At 53.8% G+C, this 23,667-nt stretch carries 22 protein-coding genes and 1 pseudogene; 10 read left to right on the forward strand and 13 right to left on the reverse strand.

The window, feature by feature from the left end; genetic code table 11:
• From RHK62_RS12960 to RHK62_RS12970, 3 genes are read right to left on the reverse strand one after another with little or no spacing between them, the layout of a single operon-like run.
• The gene (locus tag RHK62_RS12960) at positions 1-2,067 is read right to left on the reverse strand and encodes a serine/threonine-protein kinase (RefSeq protein WP_310453817.1); all 2,067 of its coding nucleotides are present in this window, start codon (positions 2,065-2,067) and stop codon (positions 1-3) included.
• Between the two features lie 34 nt (positions 2,068-2,101).
• Entirely contained in the window at positions 2,102-4,141 is a 2,040-nt protein-coding gene (locus RHK62_RS12965) for a putative PEP-binding protein (RefSeq protein WP_310453818.1), read from the reverse strand.
• A gap of 50 nt (positions 4,142-4,191) precedes the next feature.
• Positions 4,192-6,423 carry a bifunctional (p)ppGpp synthetase/guanosine-3',5'-bis(diphosphate) 3'-pyrophosphohydrolase gene (locus RHK62_RS12970; RefSeq protein WP_206200510.1) on the reverse strand — a complete coding sequence of 744 codons (2,232 nt, stop codon included), beginning with the start codon at positions 6,421-6,423 and terminating at the stop codon, positions 4,192-4,194.
• Positions 6,424-6,617: 194 nt separating this feature from the next.
• On the opposite strand from RHK62_RS12970, the gene RHK62_RS12975 reads away from it, so the two are divergent.
• The gene (locus tag RHK62_RS12975) at positions 6,618-7,346 is read left to right on the forward strand and encodes a hypothetical protein (protein WP_310453819.1); all 729 of its coding nucleotides are present in this window, start codon (positions 6,618-6,620) and stop codon (positions 7,344-7,346) included.
• Here RHK62_RS12975 and purE read toward each other — a convergent pair.
• On the reverse strand, positions 7,321-7,842 hold the full coding sequence (purE, locus tag RHK62_RS12980) for a 5-(carboxyamino)imidazole ribonucleotide mutase (protein WP_206200512.1): 522 nt from the start codon (positions 7,840-7,842) through the stop codon (positions 7,321-7,323). The two genes, RHK62_RS12975 and purE, sit on opposite strands and share 26 nt — an antisense overlap.
• Before the next feature lie 78 nt (positions 7,843-7,920).
• Between purE and queG the strand changes: the two genes are divergently transcribed.
• From queG to RHK62_RS12995, 3 genes are read left to right on the forward strand one after another with little or no spacing between them, the layout of a single operon-like run.
• Complete coding sequence (queG, locus tag RHK62_RS12985) at positions 7,921-8,865, forward strand: tRNA epoxyqueuosine(34) reductase QueG (protein WP_206200513.1); 945 nt, start codon at positions 7,921-7,923, stop codon at positions 8,863-8,865.
• A gap of 20 nt (positions 8,866-8,885) precedes the next feature.
• The gene (locus RHK62_RS12990) at positions 8,886-9,785 is read left to right on the forward strand and encodes a vitamin K epoxide reductase family protein (RefSeq protein WP_225901597.1); all 900 of its coding nucleotides are present in this window, start codon (positions 8,886-8,888) and stop codon (positions 9,783-9,785) included.
• A gap of 55 nt (positions 9,786-9,840) precedes the next feature.
• On the forward strand, positions 9,841-10,611 hold the full coding sequence (locus RHK62_RS12995; RefSeq protein ID WP_206200515.1) for a winged helix-turn-helix domain-containing protein: 771 nt from the start codon (positions 9,841-9,843) through the stop codon (positions 10,609-10,611).
• On the opposite strand, the gene RHK62_RS13000 is transcribed toward RHK62_RS12995, so the two are convergent.
• The 3 genes from RHK62_RS13000 to RHK62_RS13010 are packed head-to-tail and all read right to left on the reverse strand — an operon-like array spanning position 10,577 to position 11,993.
• Entirely contained in the window at positions 10,577-10,786 is a 210-nt protein-coding gene (locus RHK62_RS13000; RefSeq protein ID WP_206200516.1) for a hypothetical protein, read from the reverse strand. The two genes, RHK62_RS12995 and RHK62_RS13000, sit on opposite strands and share 35 nt — an antisense overlap.
• Before the next feature lies 1 nt (position 10,787).
• Positions 10,788-11,648: a shikimate dehydrogenase gene (locus RHK62_RS13005; protein WP_206200517.1), complete on the reverse strand. Its 861-nt coding sequence runs from the start codon at positions 11,646-11,648 to the stop codon at positions 10,788-10,790.
• Positions 11,649-11,654: 6 nt separating this feature from the next.
• Positions 11,655-11,993, reverse strand: coding sequence for a P-II family nitrogen regulator (locus RHK62_RS13010; protein ID WP_206200518.1), 339 nt, complete (start codon positions 11,991-11,993; stop codon positions 11,655-11,657).
• A gap of 177 nt (positions 11,994-12,170) precedes the next feature.
• Here RHK62_RS13010 and rph point away from each other — a divergent pair, with 177 nt between their 5' ends.
• From rph to RHK62_RS13030, 4 genes are all read left to right on the forward strand, one after another.
• Positions 12,171-12,899, forward strand: a complete 729-nt coding sequence (gene rph, locus RHK62_RS13015; protein WP_310453820.1) for a ribonuclease PH — start codon at positions 12,171-12,173, stop codon at positions 12,897-12,899.
• Positions 12,892-13,503, forward strand: a complete 612-nt coding sequence (locus tag RHK62_RS13020) for a hypothetical protein (protein WP_206200520.1) — start codon at positions 12,892-12,894, stop codon at positions 13,501-13,503. The genes rph and RHK62_RS13020 overlap by 8 nt, the downstream gene beginning before the upstream one ends.
• 172 nt (positions 13,504-13,675) lie before the next feature.
• Complete coding sequence (locus tag RHK62_RS13025; protein ID WP_302678503.1) at positions 13,676-15,205, forward strand: YifB family Mg chelatase-like AAA ATPase; 1,530 nt, start codon at positions 13,676-13,678, stop codon at positions 15,203-15,205.
• Positions 15,189-16,448 (forward strand): ABC transporter substrate-binding protein, encoded by a 1,260-nt coding sequence (locus RHK62_RS13030; protein WP_310453821.1) that lies wholly within the window; start codon positions 15,189-15,191, stop codon positions 16,446-16,448. The genes RHK62_RS13025 and RHK62_RS13030 overlap by 17 nt, the downstream gene beginning before the upstream one ends.
• Here RHK62_RS13030 and hpnH read toward each other — a convergent pair.
• Positions 16,445-17,455, reverse strand: a complete 1,011-nt coding sequence (hpnH, locus tag RHK62_RS13035; RefSeq protein WP_206200523.1) for an adenosyl-hopene transferase HpnH — start codon at positions 17,453-17,455, stop codon at positions 16,445-16,447. The genes RHK62_RS13030 and hpnH overlap by 4 nt on opposite strands.
• 532 nt (positions 17,456-17,987) lie before the next feature.
• Here hpnH and RHK62_RS13040 point away from each other — a divergent pair.
• Together RHK62_RS13040 and RHK62_RS13045 are read left to right on the forward strand one after the other, a co-directional pair.
• Entirely contained in the window at positions 17,988-19,976 is a 1,989-nt protein-coding gene (locus RHK62_RS13040) for an Rne/Rng family ribonuclease (protein ID WP_206200524.1), read from the forward strand.
• A gap of 8 nt (positions 19,977-19,984) precedes the next feature.
• Complete coding sequence (locus RHK62_RS13045) at positions 19,985-20,869, forward strand: glutaminase (RefSeq protein ID WP_310453822.1); 885 nt, start codon at positions 19,985-19,987, stop codon at positions 20,867-20,869.
• Here RHK62_RS13045 and RHK62_RS13050 read toward each other — a convergent pair.
• The 5 genes and pseudogenes from RHK62_RS13050 to rpmH all read right to left on the reverse strand — a co-directional run bounded on the left by RHK62_RS13050 (position 20,816) and on the right by rpmH (position 23,488).
• Positions 20,816-21,352, reverse strand: a complete 537-nt coding sequence (locus tag RHK62_RS13050) for a R3H domain-containing nucleic acid-binding protein (RefSeq protein WP_302678507.1) — start codon at positions 21,350-21,352, stop codon at positions 20,816-20,818. The genes RHK62_RS13045 and RHK62_RS13050 overlap by 54 nt on opposite strands.
• An 8-nt stretch (positions 21,353-21,360) precedes the next feature.
• Complete coding sequence (yidC, locus tag RHK62_RS13055; RefSeq protein ID WP_206200527.1) at positions 21,361-22,566, reverse strand: membrane protein insertase YidC; 1,206 nt, start codon at positions 22,564-22,566, stop codon at positions 21,361-21,363.
• A 47-nt stretch (positions 22,567-22,613) separates the two neighbouring features.
• A complete protein-coding gene (locus tag RHK62_RS13060; protein WP_225901724.1) occupies positions 22,614-23,009 on the reverse strand; it encodes a PH domain-containing protein in 396 nt (131 codons plus the stop codon).
• A 24-nt stretch (positions 23,010-23,033) separates the two neighbouring features.
• Positions 23,034-23,351, reverse strand: a pseudogene (gene rnpA, locus RHK62_RS13065) (ribonuclease P protein component); the annotation flags it as partial.
• Positions 23,351-23,488, reverse strand: a complete 138-nt coding sequence (gene rpmH, locus RHK62_RS13070; protein ID WP_099799755.1) for a 50S ribosomal protein L34 — start codon at positions 23,486-23,488, stop codon at positions 23,351-23,353. The pseudogene rnpA and the gene rpmH, both read right to left, overlap by 1 nt.
• Positions 23,489-23,667: the final 179 nt, after the last annotated feature.

Below are 23,667 nucleotides of genomic sequence, written 5' to 3' on the forward strand. Positions count from 1 at the left end.
CTAGAGAGCTTGGGTTCCTTGAATTAGCCATTCGCCACCAACATTGACTAAAGTAAAGCGTAGCGTTTGATAAAAATCTTGACCAGAGTTCATTATGTAGTGAAGATTTGCATCAACAACGGCTCTATCTGAAGTTAAACCGACAACTTCAGTACTATAAACATCAACGTACTGCACTTTAGTCCACCAATCGATGTATGAACCATAGCCGTTGGGGTGTGCTGAGGCATCATTTTGGAAAGAGCTGGTCAATTGATGCCACGCTGCCTCGTAATTGCCGGCGTTAATCAGAGCATAGTAATTTTCAACAAAAAGGCTGGGATCAGGGAGCAGCTCCGGGTCAAGCAGGACGCGTTCGCTAGCACTTGCAGTGGGTGGGGGCGTAGAAACAGTTTCTGGGGTTGGCAACGGAGATTCAATAGGGGGCGATTGGTCAGGAGTTTCTGCGACTTCAGTAGGGGAATTGGCTAGCGAGGGAGGGCGGGGTTCTAGGCGGTTCGACAGCAAAATTACAGCCATCGCTGCAAACATACTCCCAAAGGCAATCACAAGTGAGCCGAGGATAAACCACGGTGCGAATGATGACTGAGCTGTGGGTACTGATTGAGTCCCAGAGAAGGGTTGTCCTGTAGGCGTGGTAGAGAGGGGTGGGGGTGTGACAACCGGTTCATGGACAATACTGCCTGCCTCAATCATCCGCCAATGTTGATCCTGCCGTTCAACCCGTGCTGGCCTCAGCAATTGCCCTGACTTTTCACTGGGGTGCTGGGGCAACGTTCGCCGAAATAAGTAAGCATCGAAGTCTCCCCTATGCAAGGGAACAAGCCAAGACTGTTGATTGATATCTGTGATCACTAAATAGCTGGGATGAGCAGGACACTCAGTAAAAATGGCACCCTCGCTTTGAGAACCTGAAGGACGCACCAGTGTTCCATAGTTTTGCAGCTCTAACCAATCACTCTGCAAACCACTGTTGTACTTCTCAAGCAGCCAGTTGACCGACGGCGCTAAGCGAGGTGGTGGAGACTCCTCAGTAACCAGTTTAGTAATCAGTGGTGTTTCTAGCGCCTGCATCTCTAACGTTTTTTTTGTTTCTGTCTCTGCATCCGCTACGGCAGCTTCGACTTCCTTGGCGGATTGATAGCGATCGCTGGGTGCAACGGCCAGCATCTTTGCCAAAACATCGCGAAACGTTGGTGTGATTTGGACATACTTTTGCCAATTCCAAGTGTGATGGTAGTTATCAAACAATTCCTTGGGATCTTTGCCCGTGAGTAAGACAATACAGGTCACTGCTAGGGCGTACAGATCGGAACTCGGAAAAACCTGCTCACCTCTAACTTGTTCTGGTGCGGCATAATGCGCTGTATAAATTTTTGTATGCCCCTTCGCAACTTCGGTAACACGGGAAATCTCCTTGACTGCACCAAAGTCAATGAGGTAAAGGCGACGCTGCCCCGGAAATTTACTGTTCTTTGCCGATTGGCGAATGATGTTTGCTGGCTTAATGTCTCGATGAATAGCCCCTTGATCGTGGATGTACTGCAAAACAGGTAGGAGATCCTTTAAGACCTCACGAACTTCCTCTTCACTCAAATAACCGCGATAGGCAAGTTCACACTCAAGCGTATCGCCATCAATAAATTCTTGAACCAGATAAAAATAGTGTTGTTCTGCTTCGCCTGTGCTGCTGCTCACCCGCTCCTGAAAGAAGGCAAATAGGGTAGGAATTTGGGGATGTTCCCCCAACGTTTCTAGGAGTCGTGCTTCTCGCTTGAATAAATTTTCTGCTTTTTGCAAGAGGTCTGGATTTGAGGTTTCAACTTGGAGCTGTTTAATCACACATTGGCGCTTGGCGGGCGTATCCAAATCTCGCCCTAGGTAAGTAATACCAAAGCCCCCCTGTCCCAACAGCTGTTGGGCAACATAGCGCCCCCGCAAAATCAAGGGCATGCCGCAGTTGGCGCAGTACTTTTGGCTAATGGTATCCACCAAGACATCCCCCTCTAGTTCAGGCAGGTCATTGTGGGGATGGGAACACTGGGGGCGGGTGCAGTAGATAAGCATGATTTTGCATCAAGAAGCACCACTTTATTCACGATTAAAACTGATCCAACACTTGGGTGACAACCTCAGGACTCACAGAAATGCCGTCAATCCCCAAATCAATTAACCACGGCAGCCAATGGGGATAGCGAGCGGGGGCTTCGCCACACAGATGGCATCCTAGGTGATGGGCTTTGGCCTGTTGAATCAATTGGGCGATCGCCCCCCTAACGGCAGGATGGTCTTCATTTAATTCCGGTAGTGTTGTTTCGCGATCAATGCCCAACAGCAGTTGCGTCAGATCATTGGTACCAATCGTAATGCCAGCAACGCCAAGGTTGGCCAGATCAGACAGTAAAAATAAAATGGCCGGCACCTCCGCCATTACCCACAGTTCCACACCCGCCTTGGCTGTCAGACCATGCTGGGCAAGAGCCTTTTGACAATAGACCACCTCACTGACACTGCGGACAAAGGGAAGAATAATACGCAGCGGGCAGGCTTCTAAGCGGTGGGCGATCGCCAGCGCTGACAGTTCCAAATGAAACAGCTCTGGACAATGGCGATAGCGACTCACTCCCCGCAGCCCCCAATCCGTTGCCGGTTCAAACTGATGTCCCCCCAAGAGTTGGCGATAGTCGGCTGGCCGTAAATCCAATGTGCGATAAAAGAGGGGACGGGGGGCGATCGCCCGCATAAATTCACAGAGGTGCTGCACCCAGCGATCGCGCAACTGCTCAGCGTCCCCCTGCTCCAACCAATGACAGGGATGGCGATGATCCAAAAAGGCCAACAACATCAACTCTGAGCGCAATAGACCAATGCCATCACAGGGGAGCGATCGCAATAACCGCAGGGCACTGACTTGACTGACATTTACCATGACCGGCAACGGCAACCGCTTGACCGTCGGGAGTGAGGGCGTTTGCGGCGAGGGGGTCGCCACCACGGGCAATGGCTCTGGGGGCAGTTGATAGATAGACCCCCGATGACCATCTAGAAACAGCGTCATTCCTGAACTAATCTGCTGAGTCGCATTTACCACACCGACCACCGCTGGCCGTCCCAATTCCCGCGCCAGAATGGCACCATGACTGGTTAAGCCCCCCTGCTCACAAATCACACCAACCGCAGCACTCACGAGGGGCAACCAGTGGGGTGGAATACTTTTGCTCACCAAGATCTGCCCAGCAACAGCCGCAGGAGCACAGGGGTCTGTAACCACAAGGGCAGGGGCGATCGCCTGCCCCGGCGCAGCGGGTAGCCCTTCAGCTATGAGGGTGCGCTCCACGGCCTGCGGCAAGGGCGCCAGCGGCAGAGGTTCTGCTAAACACTGTCCCCACCAAACCTGTGTCTGACTGCGATGCCAAACCCAGAGATGGAACGCCGACCCGCGACAGGCCTGCTGCAAGTATTGTTCCTCTGCGGGCGTCAGCTCAATTCCCCTTGGGGGCAAAGGAATGCCGTGATGGGGGAGCGTCACACCGCTGGCGATCGCCGGCAACCTTGGATCACTCCCTGTCCACCAGCCTGAGGCAACAATGGTACTCAAGGGGTAAAGCAAAATCGCCACTTTGAGGTGACAAAAATCCCATCCCTGCTGCCAATAGGTATAGAGATTCTTGGCTTGGACAAGGGCAGCAAAGGCCGCTTCGATCGCCTGATGACACAGGGGTAAACTGGGATGATGTAACACGGTTCCACGGCCTAGCCCCCAAGGTAAGTCCACCGCTTCCTGCCAAAGATAGGTGGTGAGAACAAGATGACGTTCTCCCCCCTGTTGTTGCCAAAAGTGATGACAAGCAGCAAAAATTGTTTCTAACTCCCCCACATCCAAAGGGGTTAATTCATGGGTCATCCTCAGTGCCAGTGCCTTGAAATCCGCCGCATTGGGGGGCACCTCTTGCCAGCGATCGCAGGCCGCGTGCCACAGGGGAATGACGCCAGAGCGTAACTGTTGCCAGACATTGGTGGAAATCAGCCAGACAGGATGAGGCGGTGGCAAGATTTTTTGCGCCTCTTGCAGGGCAACCAATGTTGGGGAAAGGGCTTCCGCTGGGTACTGTTGTAGGGGTTCCAGAAGGAGTGATGTCACAAATGCGTTTCCTTAATCGTCCTTGGGGGTCTGGGAGCGGACGATCCGACCTAGGGAGAACTCACTTCCGTTTGCTGACGGCGACGAATGTTGAGGACATCAGTGATTTTTCTAATTTGCGCCAAGAGATGATCCAACTGCTTTGCATTCACAATATCAATACACAAATCAATAATCGCCGTGCGTCCCGGATCTGTGTGGACATTGGCTCGTCGCACATTAATTTGATTATCAGTTAAACGGGTCAAAATATCCTTAAGAATACCAACGCGATCAATCACCTCAATTTGCACATCCACAGGGTAGGTTTGGGGACGGCGTTGATTGACTTTTGTGTTCCAACTCACGGGAATCAGGCGATCGCTCGACACCGACTCTAGGTTGCTACAGCCCTGACGATGAATTGAAATACCCCGACTCCCCAGCGTCACCACGCCAATAATCGGTTCATCGGGCACAGGACAACAGCAGCCAGCAATGTGATAAACCAAGCCCTCCACCCCAAGAATCGGGGAATCACTGGGTTTCGTGGCGGCGGGTACACGGTTAACAGGGGCAGATTCTGAAGGCAGTTCCGGTGGGGTTGTCTCTGGACGCGCTAGGGTAATTGCCCGCAGCCGATTCACCACCAGATTCAACGTAATTTCGCCATAGCCCAAGGCGGCCACTAAATCATCGACACTTTGGTAGTTGCTGCGCTCTGCTACCTGTTGCATCTGCGGTGACTTCAGAAGGGCTTCTAGACCCGCTTTGCCCAGTTCCTTCTCCAGTAATTCCCGTCCCCGCTGCAGGTTTTCATCGCGGCGCGATCGCTTGTACCACTGCCGAATACGATTGCGTGCCGTTGTGGTTTTAACAAAGTTCAACCAGTCCAAACTGGGGTGGGCAGTTTTCTGGGTGATGATCTCAACTATGTCGCCATTGCGCAGTGGTGTATCCAAGGGCACCATCCGACCATTCACCCGTGCCCCAGCACAGTGATTCCCGACATCGGTGTGAATATGGTAGGCAAAGTCGAGGGGCGTCGCCCCCTGTTGCAGGGCAAGGACATCCCCTTGGGGCGTAAAGACGTAGACCTCCTTATCAAAGAGATCATCGCGAATGCTATCGAGATATTCTTGGGCATCCTTGAGGTCATTTTGCCAATCCAGCAGTTGCCGTAGCCAAGTGAATTTTTGATCGCGAGCACTCCACTGTTGCGGCAAGGAATGACCTGTTTCTTTATACTTCCAGTGAGCAGCAATCCCATACTCAGAGACATGGTGCATCGCCAATGTGCGAATTTGCACCTCCAAGGGGCGCCCCCCAAGACCAATAACCACCGTGTGCAGCGATTGATACTGGTTGGGTTTGGGCAAGCTGATGTAGTCCTTGAACCGCCCTGGCACGGAAAGGAAACAGTCATGGACGACGGCAAGGGCACGATAGCACTCATCTTTTGTGGCCACCAGAATGCGAATGCCCGCCACATCATAGATTTCATGGAATTCTTTTTGCTGCCGCATCATTTTTTGATAGATGCTATAGAGGTGTTTGGGACGGCCACTAATTTCTAAGTATCCAAAGCCCATTCCCGATAAGCGGTCATAGAGAATTTGAATCGCCTGCTGCAGTTGTGCCTCGCGATTAGCGCGTTTTTCCGCCACCAGTTCCTGAATGCGGCGGTAGGCTTCTGGCTCTAAATACTTAAAGGCTAAATCCTCTAGCTCCCACTTGATCCGCCAAATCCCCAAGCGATTGGCCAAGGGGGCAAAGACATCACGGGTTTCTTGGGCAATGGCACGGCGGCGATCTTCCGGTAGATACTCTAGGGTGCGCATATTGTGCAGGCGATCGGCCAGCTTGACAACGATGACCCGAATATCTTGCGCCATCGCCAAAAACATGCGTCGGAAACTTTCCGCTTGCCGCTCCGTCTTACTGGAGAAGTTAAACTTCGAGAGCTTAGTGACCCCCTCCACCAGTCGCCGCACCTCGGCACCAAAATTGGCTTCTAGCTCCTCTGCCGTAACAGCGGTATCCTCAATCACATCGTGGAGAAACCCCGCCGCCAAAAGAGCAGGCCCCCCGCCTAAATCTCGCAGAATACTTGCCACTGCCACAGGATGGGCAATGTAGGGTTCCCCAGACGCCCGCCGCTGTCCTTGGTGTAGGTCGTAGGCAAATTGAAACGCTCGACAGACTAAATCATCCCCATTCTCAGGCTCTGGATTTCGCAGGCACGTCGCTAACCAATCGGGTAATTCAATATCAGTCGGCAAGCTAGGTGCAAAAGCGTTCATAGCAGCAGGCGATCGGGAGAGCAGCACAGTGGATTCGAGTACGTATATTTTAGTTCAATTTCATGCCTATCGCGCGAATCCTGATCGTAAAGACGTTCCTAAACCCTCTCAAGTTTTACAGCTAGGGATTGTTCAATTTTGATCTCCTTTAACATAAAAATTAAGGACTTTAATCAGCAAGGGGGAAGCGTATCGTGGGGGTCTCACTCACACCAATGACACGGCACTACATTCTGCGTTTACTCAATCAAGGAGGCGATATTTTTGCCCTCGCCGGTCAAAGTTTAGAGAAAGCAGCGGGCGATCGCGAAGCGTCCCTTGGGGGCGATCGCGAGAACGATATTCTAAATCGCCTAGAATCCCTTGCCCCCTCAGAATTAGCAGCTGTAGAGATGATTGTGCGCCTCCACCGCTCCCTCAGCAACGAGGGGAATGAGGGGTCTCACCGACAGATGCAATTCAAAAGCCTTGAGGAAAAACTATGGCGGATTTTAGGTATGGACTGCCCCTCTGAGAGTCCTCAAGCTGCGCCTAGGGAGCCAGTCATCCCTGTCAAAGAGCAGCCGTCTTTAACGGTGGCTCAAGCCCTCGATCACTTGAACCGCGTCAGTGAATTAGCCCAAAAATACCTTGGCAAAGTCATCGTCGCGAATTACTGGCGAGCCTGCCGCCCTTCTAGTAGTTGGTTTGCTGATTTTGTTGTTACCGATGATGGCTACATCACCTACCACGGGTCGTTAGGAACTGGGAAGACTCTTGTGAACCCAACTCAACAGCAGCAGTTGGAAACATGGTTAGTGAGTTTTGTGGATCAATGTCGCCGTATTCTCCCCCTCTTTCGACAGGATCTGCAAAAGGCAAGACTCTCGGGTTCGTCCCTAGAACCTGAATCAGAGATTACTGCTGTTGCAGATAAGCGCTAGCCCCTAGGGTTTGCAGTTTTTGATTCTTGGCGGTCACCGTCGCGGCCAACTCTTGACGATAGGCCATCACTTGCTCCAGCAGCTTTGGATCATGACTGGCCAATAGTTGGACGGCCAATAGGCCTGCATTTTGGGCATTGCCAATGGCAACCGTCGCCACGGGAATCCCAGCCGGCATCTGCACAATGGAGTAGAGGGAGTCCAGCCCCTGTAAGTGTCGGCTCGGTACGGGTACGCCAATCACGGGTAGGGGAGTTAAGGCAGCAATCATGCCGGGCAAGTGGGCAGCGCCACCGGCACCCGCAATAATGACTTTCAGACCCCGCTGATGGGCATTTTGGGCAAACTCGACCATGGCAAGGGGCGTGCGGTGAGCCGAGAGAATCGCCACTTCATGGGGAATGCCAAAGCGTTCACAGATGGCGATCGCCCCCTGCAGGGTTGGCAAATCCGAATCACTGCCCATGACAATGGCAACCAGCGGCATCTCTGACATCCCTCTTTCCTACTCCCTCAGCAAACGGTGCAACCTCATCCTACAGCCCTTTTCACAGGAGCGAGATATTATTTCTCTATGATTACTGCTGCTGCGATTAAGCAATTTGCCCATCAGTTGGGGTTCCATCGGGTGGGGATTGTGGATTTGCGCGCCTATACCCATGACCATCCTTCTGGGGTGGCTGCCCTACAACGCTGGTTAGCCCAAGGCTTCCAAGGGGAGATGGCGTGGATGGCCAACCCGCGGCGACAGGAGATTCAAGCCGTCCTGACGGGAGCGCGATCGGTGATTTCCGTTGCCCTCAATTACTATCAGCCTGATCCAGAGCCACCCCCTAAGGTGAAAATTGCCCGCTATGCGTGGGGGCGGGATTACCATCGGGTTTTGGGAAAACGCTTGCAAGCCCTAGGGCAATGGCTGCAGGCTCAGGTACCTGAAATGGACTACCGTTGGTATGTGGATACAGGCCCGGTACAGGACAAAGTGTGGGCGGAGCAGGCGGGAATTGGCTGGATTGGCAAGCACAGTAATGTGATTTCGCGGCAGTATGGCTCGTGGATTTTCTTGGGAGAGTTAATCACCACGTTGGAGTTGACGGGCGATCGCCCCCACACTAATCACTGCGGCACCTGTACCCGTTGCTTGGCCGCCTGTCCCACCGGCGCCATTGTTGAACCCTATGTGGTGGATGCCAACCGCTGCATTGCCTACCACACGATCGAAAGCCGTGCCCCGGAAATTCCCCCCGCCATTGCTGCTCATTTAGAAGGCTGGGTTGCCGGCTGTGACATTTGCCAGGAAGTGTGTCCTTGGAATCAACGCTTTGCTCAACCCACGGATGTGGCCGACTTTGCCCCGCGATCGCCCCTCTTGAAGACTTCTCTAGAGGAACTCGCCACCCTCAGCGATGCAGCATGGGATGAACTCACCCGTGGTTCTGCCCTACGGCGAATTAAACCCGCCCAATGGCGCCGCAATGCCCAAGCGGTGCTGTCTGCCAATCGGTATGATGAAAAATGATTCAATGCGGAGGCTCACCTATGGTTCGACGACGCTCCACTCCTTGGATTCATCGTTGGTCACGGTGGTTGATTGGCGGGGTTGCCCTCGCTGGCATGGTGGTGACCGCCTACCTGACGATCGCCAAGCTGACCAATCAAGAGGTCACTTGTCCCACCGATGGCTGTGACATTGTCCTCAATAGTCCTTGGGCAACCGTGTTTGGTATTCCCCTCTCCCTCATTGGCTTTGTCGCCTACACGGGGATGCTGTCGTTGGCGGCCCTGCCCCTGTTGTTGAACCAGCCGCAGCAAAAAGAACTCCGCCGCAATGCTGAAAACACCACTTGGCTTTTGCTCTTTCTGGGGGCAACGGCCATGGCCAGCTTCAGCAGTTACCTCATGTATATCTTGGTTACAGAGATTAAGGCCACTTGTCCCTATTGCATTGCCTCAGCCGTCTTTAGCTTTACATTTTTAATCTTGACGATTATTGGTCGTGAATGGAGCGATCGCGGCCAACTCTTTTTCAATGGCGTGATTACTGCTGTGATTACGCTGGTGGCCGTCTTTGGCATCTATAATGCCCGCATGGCCAACCCTGAGGGTCCTGGCATCCCCATCGTCAATACCTCAGGTGCGGCGGAAATGGCCCTCGCTCGCCATCTCACCCAAGTGGGAGCGGTTATGTATGGTGCCTATTGGTGTAGCCACTGCCACGATCAAAAGGAACTCTTTGGTAAGCAGGCAGTACGGGAACTCAACTATGTTGAATGTGACCCCAATGGTGCCAATCCCCAAGTGGAACGCTGCCGTGCCAAGGGAATTCAGGGCTATCCCACATGGGAAATCAACGATCAGCTTTACTCCGGCACGCGATCGCTCAGTGAACTCAGTCGGCTGAGTCAATACACAGGCCCGATGAACTTCAAGAACCAATAGGGGCAAGGAACCGCAGTGATAGAATGAAGCCAACCGGGCACTACGCAGGTTTTTTATGCTTTCTATTGATACAGCCGCCGAACCCGCCAAGGCTCCTTTTGCCACACCACCTGCCCTTGCCAACATCTTAGTGGTTGAAGATGAAGACCTGATTCGGGAAACCCTTGTCCTTGCTTTGCAGGAGGAAGGCTACCATACCCTTGTGGCCAGTGATGGTTATGAGGCTCTCAATCTCATTAATACCTATCTCTTGACGGATACTAATCCTGAAAAGGCAGAGGTGCATTTGATCATCCTAGATGTCATGCTGCCGGGCATCAATGGATTAGACCTATGCCGCTTAATTCGCCGTGAAGGCTGTACAGTTCCCATTCTCATGATCAGTGCCAAAGGCAGTGAAATTGATCGAGTGGTTGGCCTTGAAATTGGTGCCGATGACTACTTGGCCAAGCCCTTTGGCATGCGGGAGATGCTGGCGCGCTGTCGTGCCCTATTGCGGCGGACGCAAATTCAACAGGCTACAGTGCCAACGGTGCTGCGCTTTCGCGATCTCTGCCTCTATTCCCAAGAATGCCGCGTAACCCTGCGGGGCAAGGAGATCAATCTCTCCCCCAAAGAATATAAACTGCTTGAACTGTTTATGCGTCACCCTCGCCGCGTTTGGCCACGGGAGCAGTTACTCGATCAAGTGTGGGGGCATGACTTTATTGGCGATAGCAAAACGGTTGATGTCCACATCCGCTGGCTGCGGGAGAAAATTGAAACCGATCCCAGTCATCCCCAATACATTCTTACGGTGCGCGGTTTTGGTTATCGTTTTGGTTGAGACTCAGTAAAACAATCCCCATCAAAGCTGCCGGTAAAAGGAGCAGTAAAGTAATTAGCCCCAAATTTGGCGGCAAGGGATAGAGGGGGGCAATAAATTTAATGCCTAGGGCCATGAAGAGCGACACCAGCAAAACCGCCGATAACCACCTTAGTTCTGACAGCCAAGGTGTCATGTTATTTCTCCATCCCTAGGGCACTTTCAAGGGCAGTGGCCATGATGGCAGTGGGGGCGGGTTGGCCAATCCAGTACTCCAAGGCTGCGGCTCCCTGATGGAGAAGCATGGCAAGGCCGTCGAAGGTTTGCAGTCCCCGTGCCATCGCTAATTGCAAAAGAAGGGTGGGGCGAGGTTTGTAGATGAGGTCATAGACAATGGCGGTGGTGGGCAATCGTGCCAAGTCCTCGGCTGTGAGGGGGGTGGTGCCAGTATGGGGACTCATGCCAATGGGGGTGGTATTGACCACAAGGCTGACTTTCTCCAAACAACTGACCCGCTCTGACCATAAAAGGGGATGGAGCGTGATCTGTGGCCAACTGGCAACAAAGGCCTCTAGCCGTTCCCCTTGGCGACCACTGATATAGATCTGCCGACAGCCCAAGTCATAACAGGCAGTGACCACGGCTCGCGCGGCACCCCCATAGCCCAAGACTAAAACAGCAATCTCCGACCACGGGTAGGACTGTTGCCGCAGTGGTGCCAAGAAGCCATGCACATCGGTATTGGTACCCACCCATCCCTTTTCACTGCGATAGACGGTGTTGACTGCCCCCACCTGCTGTGCGAGGTCGCTGACATCCGCCAAATAGGGAAGGATGGTTTCTTTGTGGGGAAGGGTGACATTAAAGCCAACGACATTCAGGGCATCGAGGCCAGCGATCGCCACCCCCAACTGCTGCGGCTTCACCCAAAAGGGCACATAGACATAGTCCAGACCCAAATGCTCCAACGCGGCATTGTGCATTGCCGGTGAGAGGGTGTGGGCAATCGGGTCGCCAATCACCCCCAGAAGCTGGGTGTGGCCAGAGATCTTCGGCATCCGCTCCTAAACCGCCTCGTGATCTTTTTCGCTGGTGCGGATGCGAATGACCTGCTCAACGGGCGTCACAAAAATTTTGCCGTCGCCAATTTCCCCCGTGCGGGCAGCCTCAATAATTTTCGCCACGACCATATCCACTTGACTGTCTTCAACGACAATCTCAATTTTTAACTTTTGTAAAAATTCTACTGTGTATTCGGAGCCGCGGTAGCGCTCGGTTTGCCCCTTTTGCCGCCCAAAGCCGCGTACTTCGGAGACGGTCATGCCGACAATGCCCGCATTGACAAGGGCGATCTTGACTTCATCCAGTTTGAAGGGACGAATAATGGCTTCTACCTTTTTCAATGTCAAACTCCTTCTTTATGGCAACGGGCTAATCTTTATTTAGCATTGGCAAAAGAGTATAGCGTGTAGCAATAACTACATTATCTCCAATCCTCGGGCGATCGCCCAATGGCAAGGTCTCGCGCTGGCTCCAGAAAATAAGCTCTAATAGGGAAGGTAATTGAGAGGGAGTCAAGCATGGGGTGGCAGCGACCCGATGGCCGTCAACCACAGGAATTGCGATCGCACCAGTTTCAGCGGCATTTCACCCAATTTGCCTTAGGTTCAGTGCTCGCCCAAGCGGGGCAAACTCAAGTGTTGTGCACTGTTAGTCTCAAGGAAGGCGTACCCAAGTTTTTAGAAGGCACAGGCCAAGGCTGGCTCACCGCAGAGTACCGCATGCTGCCCAGTGCAACGCGGCCACGGCAAGAGCGAGAATTTCTCAAACTCTCTGGGCGCACCCAAGAAATTCAACGCCTGATTGGTCGTAGCTTACGCTCTGCTTTGGACTTATCCTTACTGGGGGAGCGCACGCTCATTGTGGATGCGGATGTGCTCCAAGCCGATGCCGGCACGCGATCGCTGGCGATTACAGGGGGCTACATTGCCCTTGTGGATGCCCTGAGTACCTTACTTCAGGAAGGGGTACTTAGCGAATCTCCCCTATGTCATCAGGTGGCGGCAGTCTCTGTGGGGCTGATTGATGGCGACCCCTATTTGGATTTGAGCTACGCTGAGGATGTGGCAGCCAGTGTCGATTTCAATGTCGTGATGACGGCCAATGGTCAGTTCATTGAGGTTCAAGGTACAGCAGAGATCGGTTCCTTTGATCGGCCAACCCTCGATCGCCTTCTCGATGTCGCCAGCCAAGGGATTCAAGAACTCATTGAGATTCAACAGCAGGTCCTAGCGGCAAGCTATGAGTGAGCAGGCCATTTACCTCGGACACATCGTCAAGTCCAACTCCCACTGCGATTATGTGGCGCAACTGGTGGATCGCTTGGATGTGCCCCATCCCCCCGCCCCAGAAGACTATGGCTTTGGTCGCTTTGTCAAGCTCGAGGATGAGCAGCGCCACTGGGCAGTCGGGGTCATTTACAACTCTCAACTGTTGAATCCCCAGTTCCATCAGATCAGCCCGCGCCTCACCACCAATGCCGACACCTTTCTCAGTCCCGATTTGGTCAGTGAAACCCGTACACTGCTGTGGATTGCCCTCATTGGTCATTTGGTGACTACTGAGGATCGCCTCTATGGCCAGCAGGGGATGCCCACCCTTGTGGTGCCTGTGAATACGCCCGTGTGGCAATTGACCACTGCTGAGGTGTTGGCCTTTCATCGCAGTGCCCAAGGTCAAGCCCAGTTTCGCTACTATGCCCATTTGTTACGCTCAACGGGGAACTATGCCGCACCCTTGTTGGGGCAAATTCTGGAAACCATTACGCCACTGTTCAGTGGAACTGAACGGCGATCGCTCGAAATTATCAACAAAGAGTTGGCTTGGCGGCATACCTTAGGCACTTTGCGCTAAGACTGGACACAGAAATTGGGGTTTTGCAAATAAACTTCATGAAAAATCCTATGCAATGGTGACAAATTAGCGATACATCTGCTAAGGTCATTAAGTGTGTGAGGAGCGAACCAGTTAAGGGCACCGAGACGAAACACGGCCAGTCGTCGGTGCTCTTTCTGATTTTGAGGCTATGCTGGCACGGGTTTGGAGTGCTGCCGTTCTAGGAATTGACGCGATTCCCGTCGGCGTCGAAGTAGATGTTTCTAGCGGCTTGCCGGGGATTGTGGTGGTCGGTCTGCCCGATGCGGGTGTGCAAGAGGCACGGGAGCGCGTTAAGGCGGCGATTCGCAATGCCGGTTTTAGCTTCCCGATGCGGCGAATTGTTATTAATCTCACCCCCGCCGATTTACGTAAGGAAGGCCCTAGCTTTGATCTCCCCATTAGCATTGGTATCCTAGCTGCTTCAGGACAGGTTGCAACGGATTTACTCGGCGATCATCTCTTTCTCGGCGAAGTGTCCCTTGATGGCACCTTGCAACCCGTGGCCGGGGTACTGGCGATCGCCGTTGCGGCGCAAGCCCAAGGCATGACCGGTCTTGTGGTGCCCATGGCCAATGTCACTGAAGCAGCGGTGGTGCAGGGGCTAAAGGTCTATGGTTGCCACACTCTTGCCGAAGTCGCAGCCTTTTTGAATGACCCCAGCTCGCGATCGCCAGCAGCCAATTCCCTGAGTTTGCATGCCCCACCCTCTCCCCGCTTTAGTCTCGACCTTAAGGACGTGAAGGGGCAGTATCAAGCGCGGCGTGCCCTCGAAATTGCGGCTGCGGGTGGGCACAATCTCATCTTTGTCGGGCCACCGGGCAGTGGCAAAACAATGTTGGCACGGCGGTTACCCACCATCTTGCCGCCCTTGACCTTTGAGGAAGCCCTTGAAGTCACCAAAATTCACTCCGTGGCTGGACTGCTCAAAGAACGCGGCCAATTGCTCCAAGAACCCCCTTTTCGGAGTCCGCACCATTCTGCCTCTGGCCCTGCCCTTGTGGGCGGTGGCAGTTATCCGCGTCCGGGGGAAATCTCCCTTGCCCATCGGGGGGTGCTCTTTCTTGATGAATTAACGGAATTCAAGCGGGATGTGTTGGAGTTTTTGCGGCAGCCCCTTGAAGATGGCCAAGTCACCATTGCCCGCACCCGCCAATCCGTGGTGTTCCCGGCGCAATTTACCCTCGTGGCCAGCACCAATCCCTGCCCCTGTGGCTACTATGGCGATCCAGTGCAACCCTGTACCTGCTCGCCGCGCCAGCGAGAACAGTATTGGGCAAAGCTCTCTGGCCCCCTGCTGGATCGCATTGATCTGCAAGTGAGTGTCAGCCGCCTCAAGCCCGAGGAAATGACCCGCCAAACCCTAGGGGAAGATTCAGCCACGGTACGGCAGCGGGTCTTGGCGGCACGCCAACGCGCCCAACAGCGATTTGCTCAAGAACCCACTCTCCACTGCAACGCCCAAATGCAAAGCCGCCATCTGCGCCAGTGGTGTCGTTTGGATGAGACTTCGACTAATCTCTTAGAACGGGCGATCGCCCAACTGGGACTCTCGGCACGCGCCACAGACCGTATCCTAAAAGTAGCCCGTACCATTGCTGATCTGGCCGACTGTGAAACGATTGCCGCTGCCCATGTGGCCGAAGCCATTCAATACCGCACGATTGATCGTCTGCAATAGACGCGGCTGGTTCGCACTCCTACTGGGTTTCTTAGCCCTACTGCTCATCGGCTGTACAACGGCAACCCAATCTACGAAGCCCATTGAACTCGTGTTTTGGCATGGGGTCAACCCACCCGCCAACCGCGTGATCCTCCAGCGTCTTGTGGATCGCTTCAACGCCCGCCATCCCCAGATTCATGTCCAAGCTCTCTACGTTGGCCAACCCGACCAGCAGTTACCGAAAATTCTGGCCGCAGTGGTGGGCAATGCCGCCCCAGATCTGCTCTGGTATAACCCCACGATCACGGGGCAGTTTGTTGATCTGGGTGCCCTGCGTCCCCTTGATGACTGGTGGCAAGCTTCCCCCTACCGCGATCAAGTTAGTCCTGCTCTGATACCAACAATGCGCTACGGCAACCATTACTGGTCTATTCCCTTTGCCACCAACAACCTTGGAATTTTTTATCGTCCCAGTTTATTGGCTGCCGCTGGCGTGAAAACACTGCCCAGCACATGGCAGGAATTAGAGCAGGTCAGCCAAACCCTAAAGGCACAGGGCATCACCCCACTACTCCTTGCCCTTGGCCAAGGGGAATTTGCCGTCTTTACTTGGTTGCCCTTCTTTTGGAGTGCGGGTGGCAGTCTCGGAGACACACCAGAAAGCGCCCACATTGACACACCCCCCGCGATCGCGGCTCTTGAGTTTTGGCAACGCCTGCGACAAGAAGGCTTAGCGACACTCTCTGCTCCGGAACGTGGTTATGAACTGGATCAATTGATTCGTGGCGAGGTGGCGATGCAAATTACAGGGCCTTGGACGTTGGCGCAACTCCAACAGTCGGGGGTGGATTTTGGCGTTCTACCCATGCCCGCCCTCAAAACCGCCGCAACCGCACTGGGGGGCGAAAATCTCTTTGTCTTTCGCTCAACACCGCAACGGGAAGAGGCTGCTCTAGCCTTTTTGGACTACGTTCTCAGTGAAGAATTTCAGACGGAGTGGGCTTTGGGCACAGGGTATTTGCCCGTGAATGAACGGGTGCGTACCAACGATCGCTATCAGGCCTTTGTGGCACAGCAACCTGCGCTTCGTGTTTTTCTAGATCAGATGGCCGCTGCTCAGGCACGTCCCAACTTCCGTGGTTATACCCGCTTTTCCCAAACCCTTGGACGAGCGATCGAAAGCGTTCTCCTTGGCAAATCAACCCCGAAAACCGCAGTGGAAACCGCAGAGCAACGTTGGCAACTGATGCGCCCGCGTTAAAAGAGACTACCCGCCGCCTTGACCATATTGGCTGGGTTAAAGGCATCCATGGCAGCGGTGGCCTCATAACCACAGTGCACCATGCAGTCACGGCACTTGGGATTGCCACTTTTGTGGCCATACTTCTCCCAATCGGTATTTTCAATCAGTTCCTTCCAAGTTTTGTAATGCCCCTCATTGAGGAGATAGCAGGGTTTTTGCCAACCCAAGACGCTATAGCTGGGCATTCCCCAAGGGGTACACTCATAGTCCTTTTCACCGACCAGGAAATCAAGGAAGAGGGGATTGTGGTTAAAGTTCCATTTCTTCTGACCCGCGCGGTAAGGAGCGAGAATTTCGCGGAAGAGGGCACGGGTTTGCTCCCGTTTGAGGAAGTGCTCCTGATCCGGTGCCCACTCATAGGCATAGCCCGGCGAGATCATCATGCCATCCACCCCTAGGGAACTGACAAAGTCAAAGAACTCCTGCATTTCCTTAGGATCCACCCCTTCAAAAATTGTCGTATTGGTGGTGACACGGAAGCCCTTGGCTTTAGCCGCTTTAATCGCTTTCACCGCAATATCAAAGACCCCTTTGCGATCCACGCATTTGTCGTGCCACTCCCGCAGACCATCGAGGTGAACGCTGAAGCTAAAGTAGGGGGAGGGCTTGAATTTATGGAGATTTTCCTCTAGGAGAATACCGTTGGTGCACAGATAAACAAACTTCCGCCGTGCCACCAAGCCACTGACAATTTCATCAATTTGCGGGTGCAGCAGGGGTTCCCCACCGGGAATGGCAACAATCGGTGCACCACATTCTTCAACGGCGCGGAAGCATTCCTCTGGGGTGAGATATTTGCGCAGGACTTCAAGGGGATGCTGAATTTTACCGCAGCCCGAACAGGCGAGATTACAGCGAAAGAGAGGCTCAAGCATCAAGGTGAGGGGAAAGCGCTTTTTGCCCTGTAGGCGTTGTGAGATGATATAGGTCGCGACTTCCACTGCCTGCTTGATGTGGACTCCCATGGGCAATTCTCCTCAATGTGGCTAATTTTCTAGCCAAGACGCTTAATAGATGTTTATAGTTGTAGCAGCTTTGTGGGCGATCGCCAAAGTGTCCTATCAGGTTTGCAAAGTGGCACACTATGCTCGTGCTCAAGAGGCTAGCGGCAGCGACAGTGAAAATTTTTGCAAAATCCCCTAGCCAATCTTGACAGAGATACCTATAATCAGAGACCATTAAAGGTACTGTAGAAAAATCCCTTTTGCTTAACCTCCATAGCCTAAGAGACCAAAGGTTAAGCATAGACTTTCATCAAGGCTGGCATGGGGTGACATCTTTTCCTTCTGCAAGTCGTGCAGAGCTTTTTAGGTATCACCAGAGTTGCGTTCTGCGTTCCAATGCCAACCCACCTCTACAGGAACCCTTTTCCCAACCATCTTAAAGCCAAACTTGCACGCGTCCCTTACAGGGGCAAGAGTGGCTCAACACTGTGTTAGATGCCTTTAGCCCATTCATGCTGACGTTTATTTTGTTAAGAAATTCTAAGGATAATGAATGCCTAAGCAAATTATTATTGCCGAGGAACATCGGCTAGCGGCGGTCTTTGCCGAAGATCAAATTCAAGAATTAATCGTGGCCACGGGCACCCATCAGGTGGGGGACATCTACCTTGGGGTGGTTGAAAATGTCCTGCCGGGCATTGATGCTGCCTTTGTCAACTTGGGGGATGCCTCCCGTAATGGCTTTATCCATGTCACTGACCTTGGCCCATTGCGCCTGAAGCGAACGGCTGGGGCAATCACGGAATTGCTCGCACCGCAGCAAAAAGTGCTGGTTCAGGTCATGAAGGAACCCACGGGCACCAAGGGGCCACGGCTGACGGGAAATATTTCCCTGCCTGGGCGCTATCTCGTGCTGATGCCCTATGGTCGGGGGGTGAATCTATCGCGACGGATTACCAATGAGGCGGAACGGCATCGGCTACGTGCCTTGGGCATTTTGGTCAAACCCGCTGGCATGGGGCTACTGGTGCGTACAGAGGCTGAGGGTGTCTCCGAAGAGGCCATACTTGAGGATCTGGAACTCCTGCAACGGCAGTGGGAAACGATCCAACAGCAGGCGGCCTCCAGCCGTCCTCCCCAGCTTCTGGGGCGCGATGATGACTTTATCCAAAAAGTGTTGCGGGATGTCTATAGCAGTGATGTCAACCGCATTGTGGTGGATACTCCGGATGGGGTCAAACGGGTCAAACAGCACCTGAAAAACTGGAATGTCAATAAGCCGGTGGGGGTTCTCATTGACTATCACCAAGAACCCATTCCCATTTTGGATTACTTTCGGGTGAATGCTGCCATCCGTGAAGCCCTGAAACCCCGTGTGGATTTGCCCTCCGGTGGCTATATCATCATTCAACCAACAGAGGCACTGACGGTCATTGATGTGAACTCTGGTTCATTCACTAGTTCAGCCACCTCGCGGGAAACAGTGCTGTGGACGAACTGCGAAGCGGCTACGGAGATTGCTCGCCAACTGCGACTGCGCAATATTGCTGGCGTGATCATTGTGGATTTTATTGACATGGATTCCCGCCGCGACCAGTTGCAACTGCTGGAGCACTTTAGTAAAGCCCTGCGTGCTGATAAAGCTCGCCCCCAAATTGCTCAACTCTCAGAACTGGGGCTGGTGGAACTGACCCGCAAACGTCAAGGGCAAAATATCTATGAACTTTTTGGCCGTCCCTGTAGTGCCTGCGGTGGCTTGGGTCACTTGGTGCATTTACCCGGTGAACCGGAGGATAGCCCCGGCGAAATTGTCGAGCGATCGCCCATGCCGCGTCCACCGGAGCCACGCCGCAGTTTAGAATCCCGCACTGAACCCAATGGCTTTGCCAGTAGCAGTCTAGAGACCCAACTCATTAACCACCCTGACTATCAAGCGGTAGGGGGTATTCGCCCGCGTGCTTCCCGCAGTAGTCATCCACCAACCCCCCGCAGTCCTCGTCGTGCCTCTGAAAATGGCAATGGTCGCAAGGTGATTACCACGCCTACAGAAACGGTGCCGCCGCCAGTGGTCAAAGTGGAGAGCCGTCCGCTGCGCCCTGCCCGTCCTAGCCGCTCTGAACCAGCGGAAGTGATTACCGTAACAATGACGGATCAAGAGCAGGCGGTCTATGCGGAAATGGGAATTTCACCCCTTGTGTTGCACTCTGAGGAGGTGAAGAATCCGCGGGGAACGATTGTGATGGTGGCACGCCCCGGCCAAGACCCCCTACCCCTGCCCCAGAAAACTGCACGACCCGTTAGTGAGGGAATGCCTGAGGATATCCCAGAGACTGCTGATGAGCCGCCCGCCCCTGTGGTTAGCACGATTAATGTCGAGCCGATTCCAGCCACTGCGCTGCTCAATACCAGTGAGCCAGAAGTCACGACCGAGTCTGAATCCGGCGGGGAAGCATCCACCCCAGAGGCCTCCGTGCCCGCAGGTCGGCGGCGGCGGCGACGGGTCACCACTAGCGAGCAGCTCTCCCTCGATGCCAATACTTAGGCTCAGCAATGTTGGGGGATCTAGACCCTGCCCTCATCCAAGAGTGGCTCAAGGCTGCATCGGCAGAACTTCCTCAGGGGGAACCCCTTCAACGGCTACCGCGGGTGGGGTCTGAAGCCTTTGCCTTTGCCCTTGTTACCCCAAAGCACCAGTTTACCCTTGGGTGTTCCAATTTGCGCTTTCCCTTAATGAGCGCAATTAAGCCCTTCTTGCTGCTGTATGCCTTGACGCTGTGGCAGGAGCAGGTGTGGACGTGGGTGGGGCAGCGCCCCTCAGATTACCCCTATAACTCTGTGTTGCAGTTAACCCTTGATCAGGGGTGGCCGCGCAATCCCATGATTAATAGTGGAGCGATCGCCCTTGCTAGCCAATTGGCTGATGTTGGCGGTGTTGCGGTCTTTCAGACTTGGCTCAATGAGTGTGCGGGTACGCAGTTGCAGGTGGATCAGGAGGTGTTAGCAGCCGTTTATCGCCATCCCAACTGGCAAAATCGCACCCTTGCCCACTGTTTAGTGGAGTCTGGACGCATTGCCGATGCCGGGGTTGCCCTTGAGATCTACAATCAGGTGTGCTGTTTCCAAGGAACGATTGAGGAAGTGGCGCGCTTGGGTCTCCTGTTGGCACTGCCCCATGACAAGGTGAGCGATCGCCATCGTCAGCAGGTGAATGTGCTCATGCTCACCTGTGGCCTCTACGAGGACTCCCCCCGCTATGCCCTAGAAATTGGCTTGCCCGTGAAATCGGGTGTGAGTGGTGTGATTTTGGCCATTGTGCCGCGACAGGGGGCGATCGCCTGCTACAGTCCACCCCTCGATCGCAGTGGCAACTCGATTTTGGGTCTATACCTGCTCCAGCGCATCAGCCGCCACCTCGGCCTCAGTCCCTTGGGCTAACTGCACCACCAAGCGGCGATCCGGTTCCTCTCCATAACTAAAGGTTTCAAGGCGATCGCTCTCTACCTTGATGAGACTGTGAACAACACGCCGCTCTGCTGCAGATAGGGAGCGAATTTCAACGGGTTTACCGGTGTCGAGGACTTGGGCAGCCACCTGATGGGCAATCTCCTGCAACTGGCGATAACGGGCGCGGCGATAGCCCGCCAATTCCAAGGTAAAAGCCGTTTGCTCCTCCCGCGATCGCCCCAAATTCAACGTGGCATTGAGCAGATATTGCAACGCATCGAGAGCTTGGGCATTGTTGGCTAGCAGGGATTCAATTTGCGCAGCACTCAGGGACTGGCGATCGATCTCTAGCCAGTGCCCCGGCACCACACTTGCCAAAGGGGACTCCACCACAGAAACGGTTGTCTTAAAGCCTGCTAGAGCAAGCACCTGTTCCAGCCACGCACACCCCGCAGCAATTGGATCAGCGGTCATGCCTCCCCTCAACTTGATGGATGACGCTTGGCTTTAGTGGCCTTGGCACTTTTAACCCCCTTGCCCTCAAAGGGGAGAGCAGCCCGATTTTTAATCGCTTCAGCCCGTTCCTGCTCCTCCACGAGTTTTTGCAGGTTCTCTGGCAGCGGCTCCTGTTGGAGAATAAAGGTTTGCACCGTCTGGAAGATGTTGGCGATTAGCATATAGAGCAGCACCCCGGCCGGCAGTGGGAAAAAGAGGAACATCCCAGAGAAGATAATCGGCGTCAATTGATTCACAGTTTGCTGCTGCGGGTTATTGCTGCTGCCTTGGCCAGAGAGCAACTGGTTGACGTAGAGACTGACGCCAAAGCCAAGGATCATGATCAGGATATCCCAGTGGATCGCGCCCCAATTAAACTGGCGTGTGCCATCGGGCAGCGTGATGAAGAGTTCCCCTTGATCAATGACACCCACATGGCCAAGGGCAGAGATAAAGAGGAAACCTTTATCCGCCGCAATCCCCGGAATCGTTCCCTGAACCGTTACATCACCGGGTTGCAGGGCTTGCAGATGCCCCTCACTGTCAATGGTTGCCCGCTCTTGACCGCGAATAATTTGCCACTTGGGTTGCAGGTGACTATTGGGATAGGCGGCGGCCAGTTCACTAAAGGGTTTCCCCTCCTTGGTTTGGAATTGGAGATCCACCGTTTGACCCACTGGAATCTTGGTACCGCTGGGAACCACCGCCTGAATGGGGAAGTGGATGCCCTCATCAACGTAGATATTTTGCGGCTTAGTGGCAAAGGGCTGGGCTAAGACAGTTTGATCAGGGGGAACAATTTGTAGGTTGAGCTGGTAATTCACATCGGCAAAGGGTGATCCGCGGAGCGTGGCAAAGAGAGCAAAGAGAATCGGCAACTGCAACAGCAGGGGGAAACACCCCGCCAAGGGATTACCAAACTCCTTGTACACCTCTGCCATTGCCTTTTGCTGTTCGGCAGGATTATCCTTGTATTTCTGTTGGATTTCCTGCATCCGTTTTTGCATGATCGGCTGCACAACTTTCATGCGCCGCATATTGCGAATGGATCCCGCACTGAGGGGATAGACGGCAAAGCGCACCACCAGTGTCAGCGCCACAATCGCAAGGCCATAGCTGGGCACAATCCCATAGAAAAAGTCAAGGATTGGCAGCATGACATTGTTGGAGAGGAAACCGATACCAAAATCCATGGAATCCTGCAATTAAGGGTGAACAGTTAACAGAACTATCTTAGGTCTTAAGAACCAATCGCGCCACTGACACTTTTGGCAGCGGGACTCAATTTGGCAGAAATATAGTCATAAATTTCACGGAAGCGGGGGACAGCACGCATTTCTAAGCGGCTACCATCTTTGAGGGTGACGACCATATCACCGTAGGCGCCCCAGCCGCGAGGAACGGTGACGACTTTGGTGATTTCGCTATAAATGACATCGGAGCGATCGCGCCCCATCCAGCCGCCTATCACCGTAATCCGCCGATTGGTAATGCGGTAGCGCAGCCAGAGGGCACGGACAATGGCACCAACGGTAAGGGGCAGACAAATCACCGTTAGCCCCAACAGTAAGTTGATCACCAAGTCACCCCAATGGGGACCGCCTTCGTAGAAAACGTCTTCGGAAATTCCCGGCATCGTCAGTACCCCTGCTTTGGCCATTAACTGCGTCAATTCAGCGCGACAGTCCTCGTCACTCACTTGCAGTGCCGCCTGACGCACTACCACAATCATATCCCACCCTGCGGCTATCTGCAGTAAGAGTGAGCCGATCACCCGTCGCCATTGCCGTTTCAAACGGTTGCGATCGACGGCTCGCTTACTCACCTTTTTGCTGACCACAATGCCCAGCCGTGGTGCTGCCTTGACGGCTTGGGGCGCCAGCCAAAGAACGGCCAGTTTGCCGTGGTGGGCGGTTTTGTGTTGATAGACGCGGTCAAAATCATGGCGATCGCGCAGGCGATGTTGACGAGGGAGCACTAGACTGCAAGCCGTGCCCGTCCTTTACGCCGCCGTGCCTTAATGACGTTCTGACCCGATTTGGTGCGCATGCGCGCGCGGAACCCAGAGGTGCGTTTACGTTTGCGGACAGTACCGCCCAGTGTACGTTGCGTCATGGCTGTTGCAGTTATGATGGTTAATCAGAAAAAATACTGCCCCAAGGGGCACGCCCTAGTCAGTCGTTAGAGCGATCTACAATCGTATCACTTCCCGTGAGGCAGCGGTAGCCCTGCAAGGCTATTGCCGTCTTGGTCGTGTTGCCTATCATTGCTCACATCCTACGGACGAGGTTTGC

Source organism: Thermosynechococcus sp. HY213 (assembly GCF_031460975.1).
Classification (GTDB): domain Bacteria; phylum Cyanobacteriota; class Cyanobacteriia; order Thermosynechococcales; family Thermosynechococcaceae; genus Thermosynechococcus.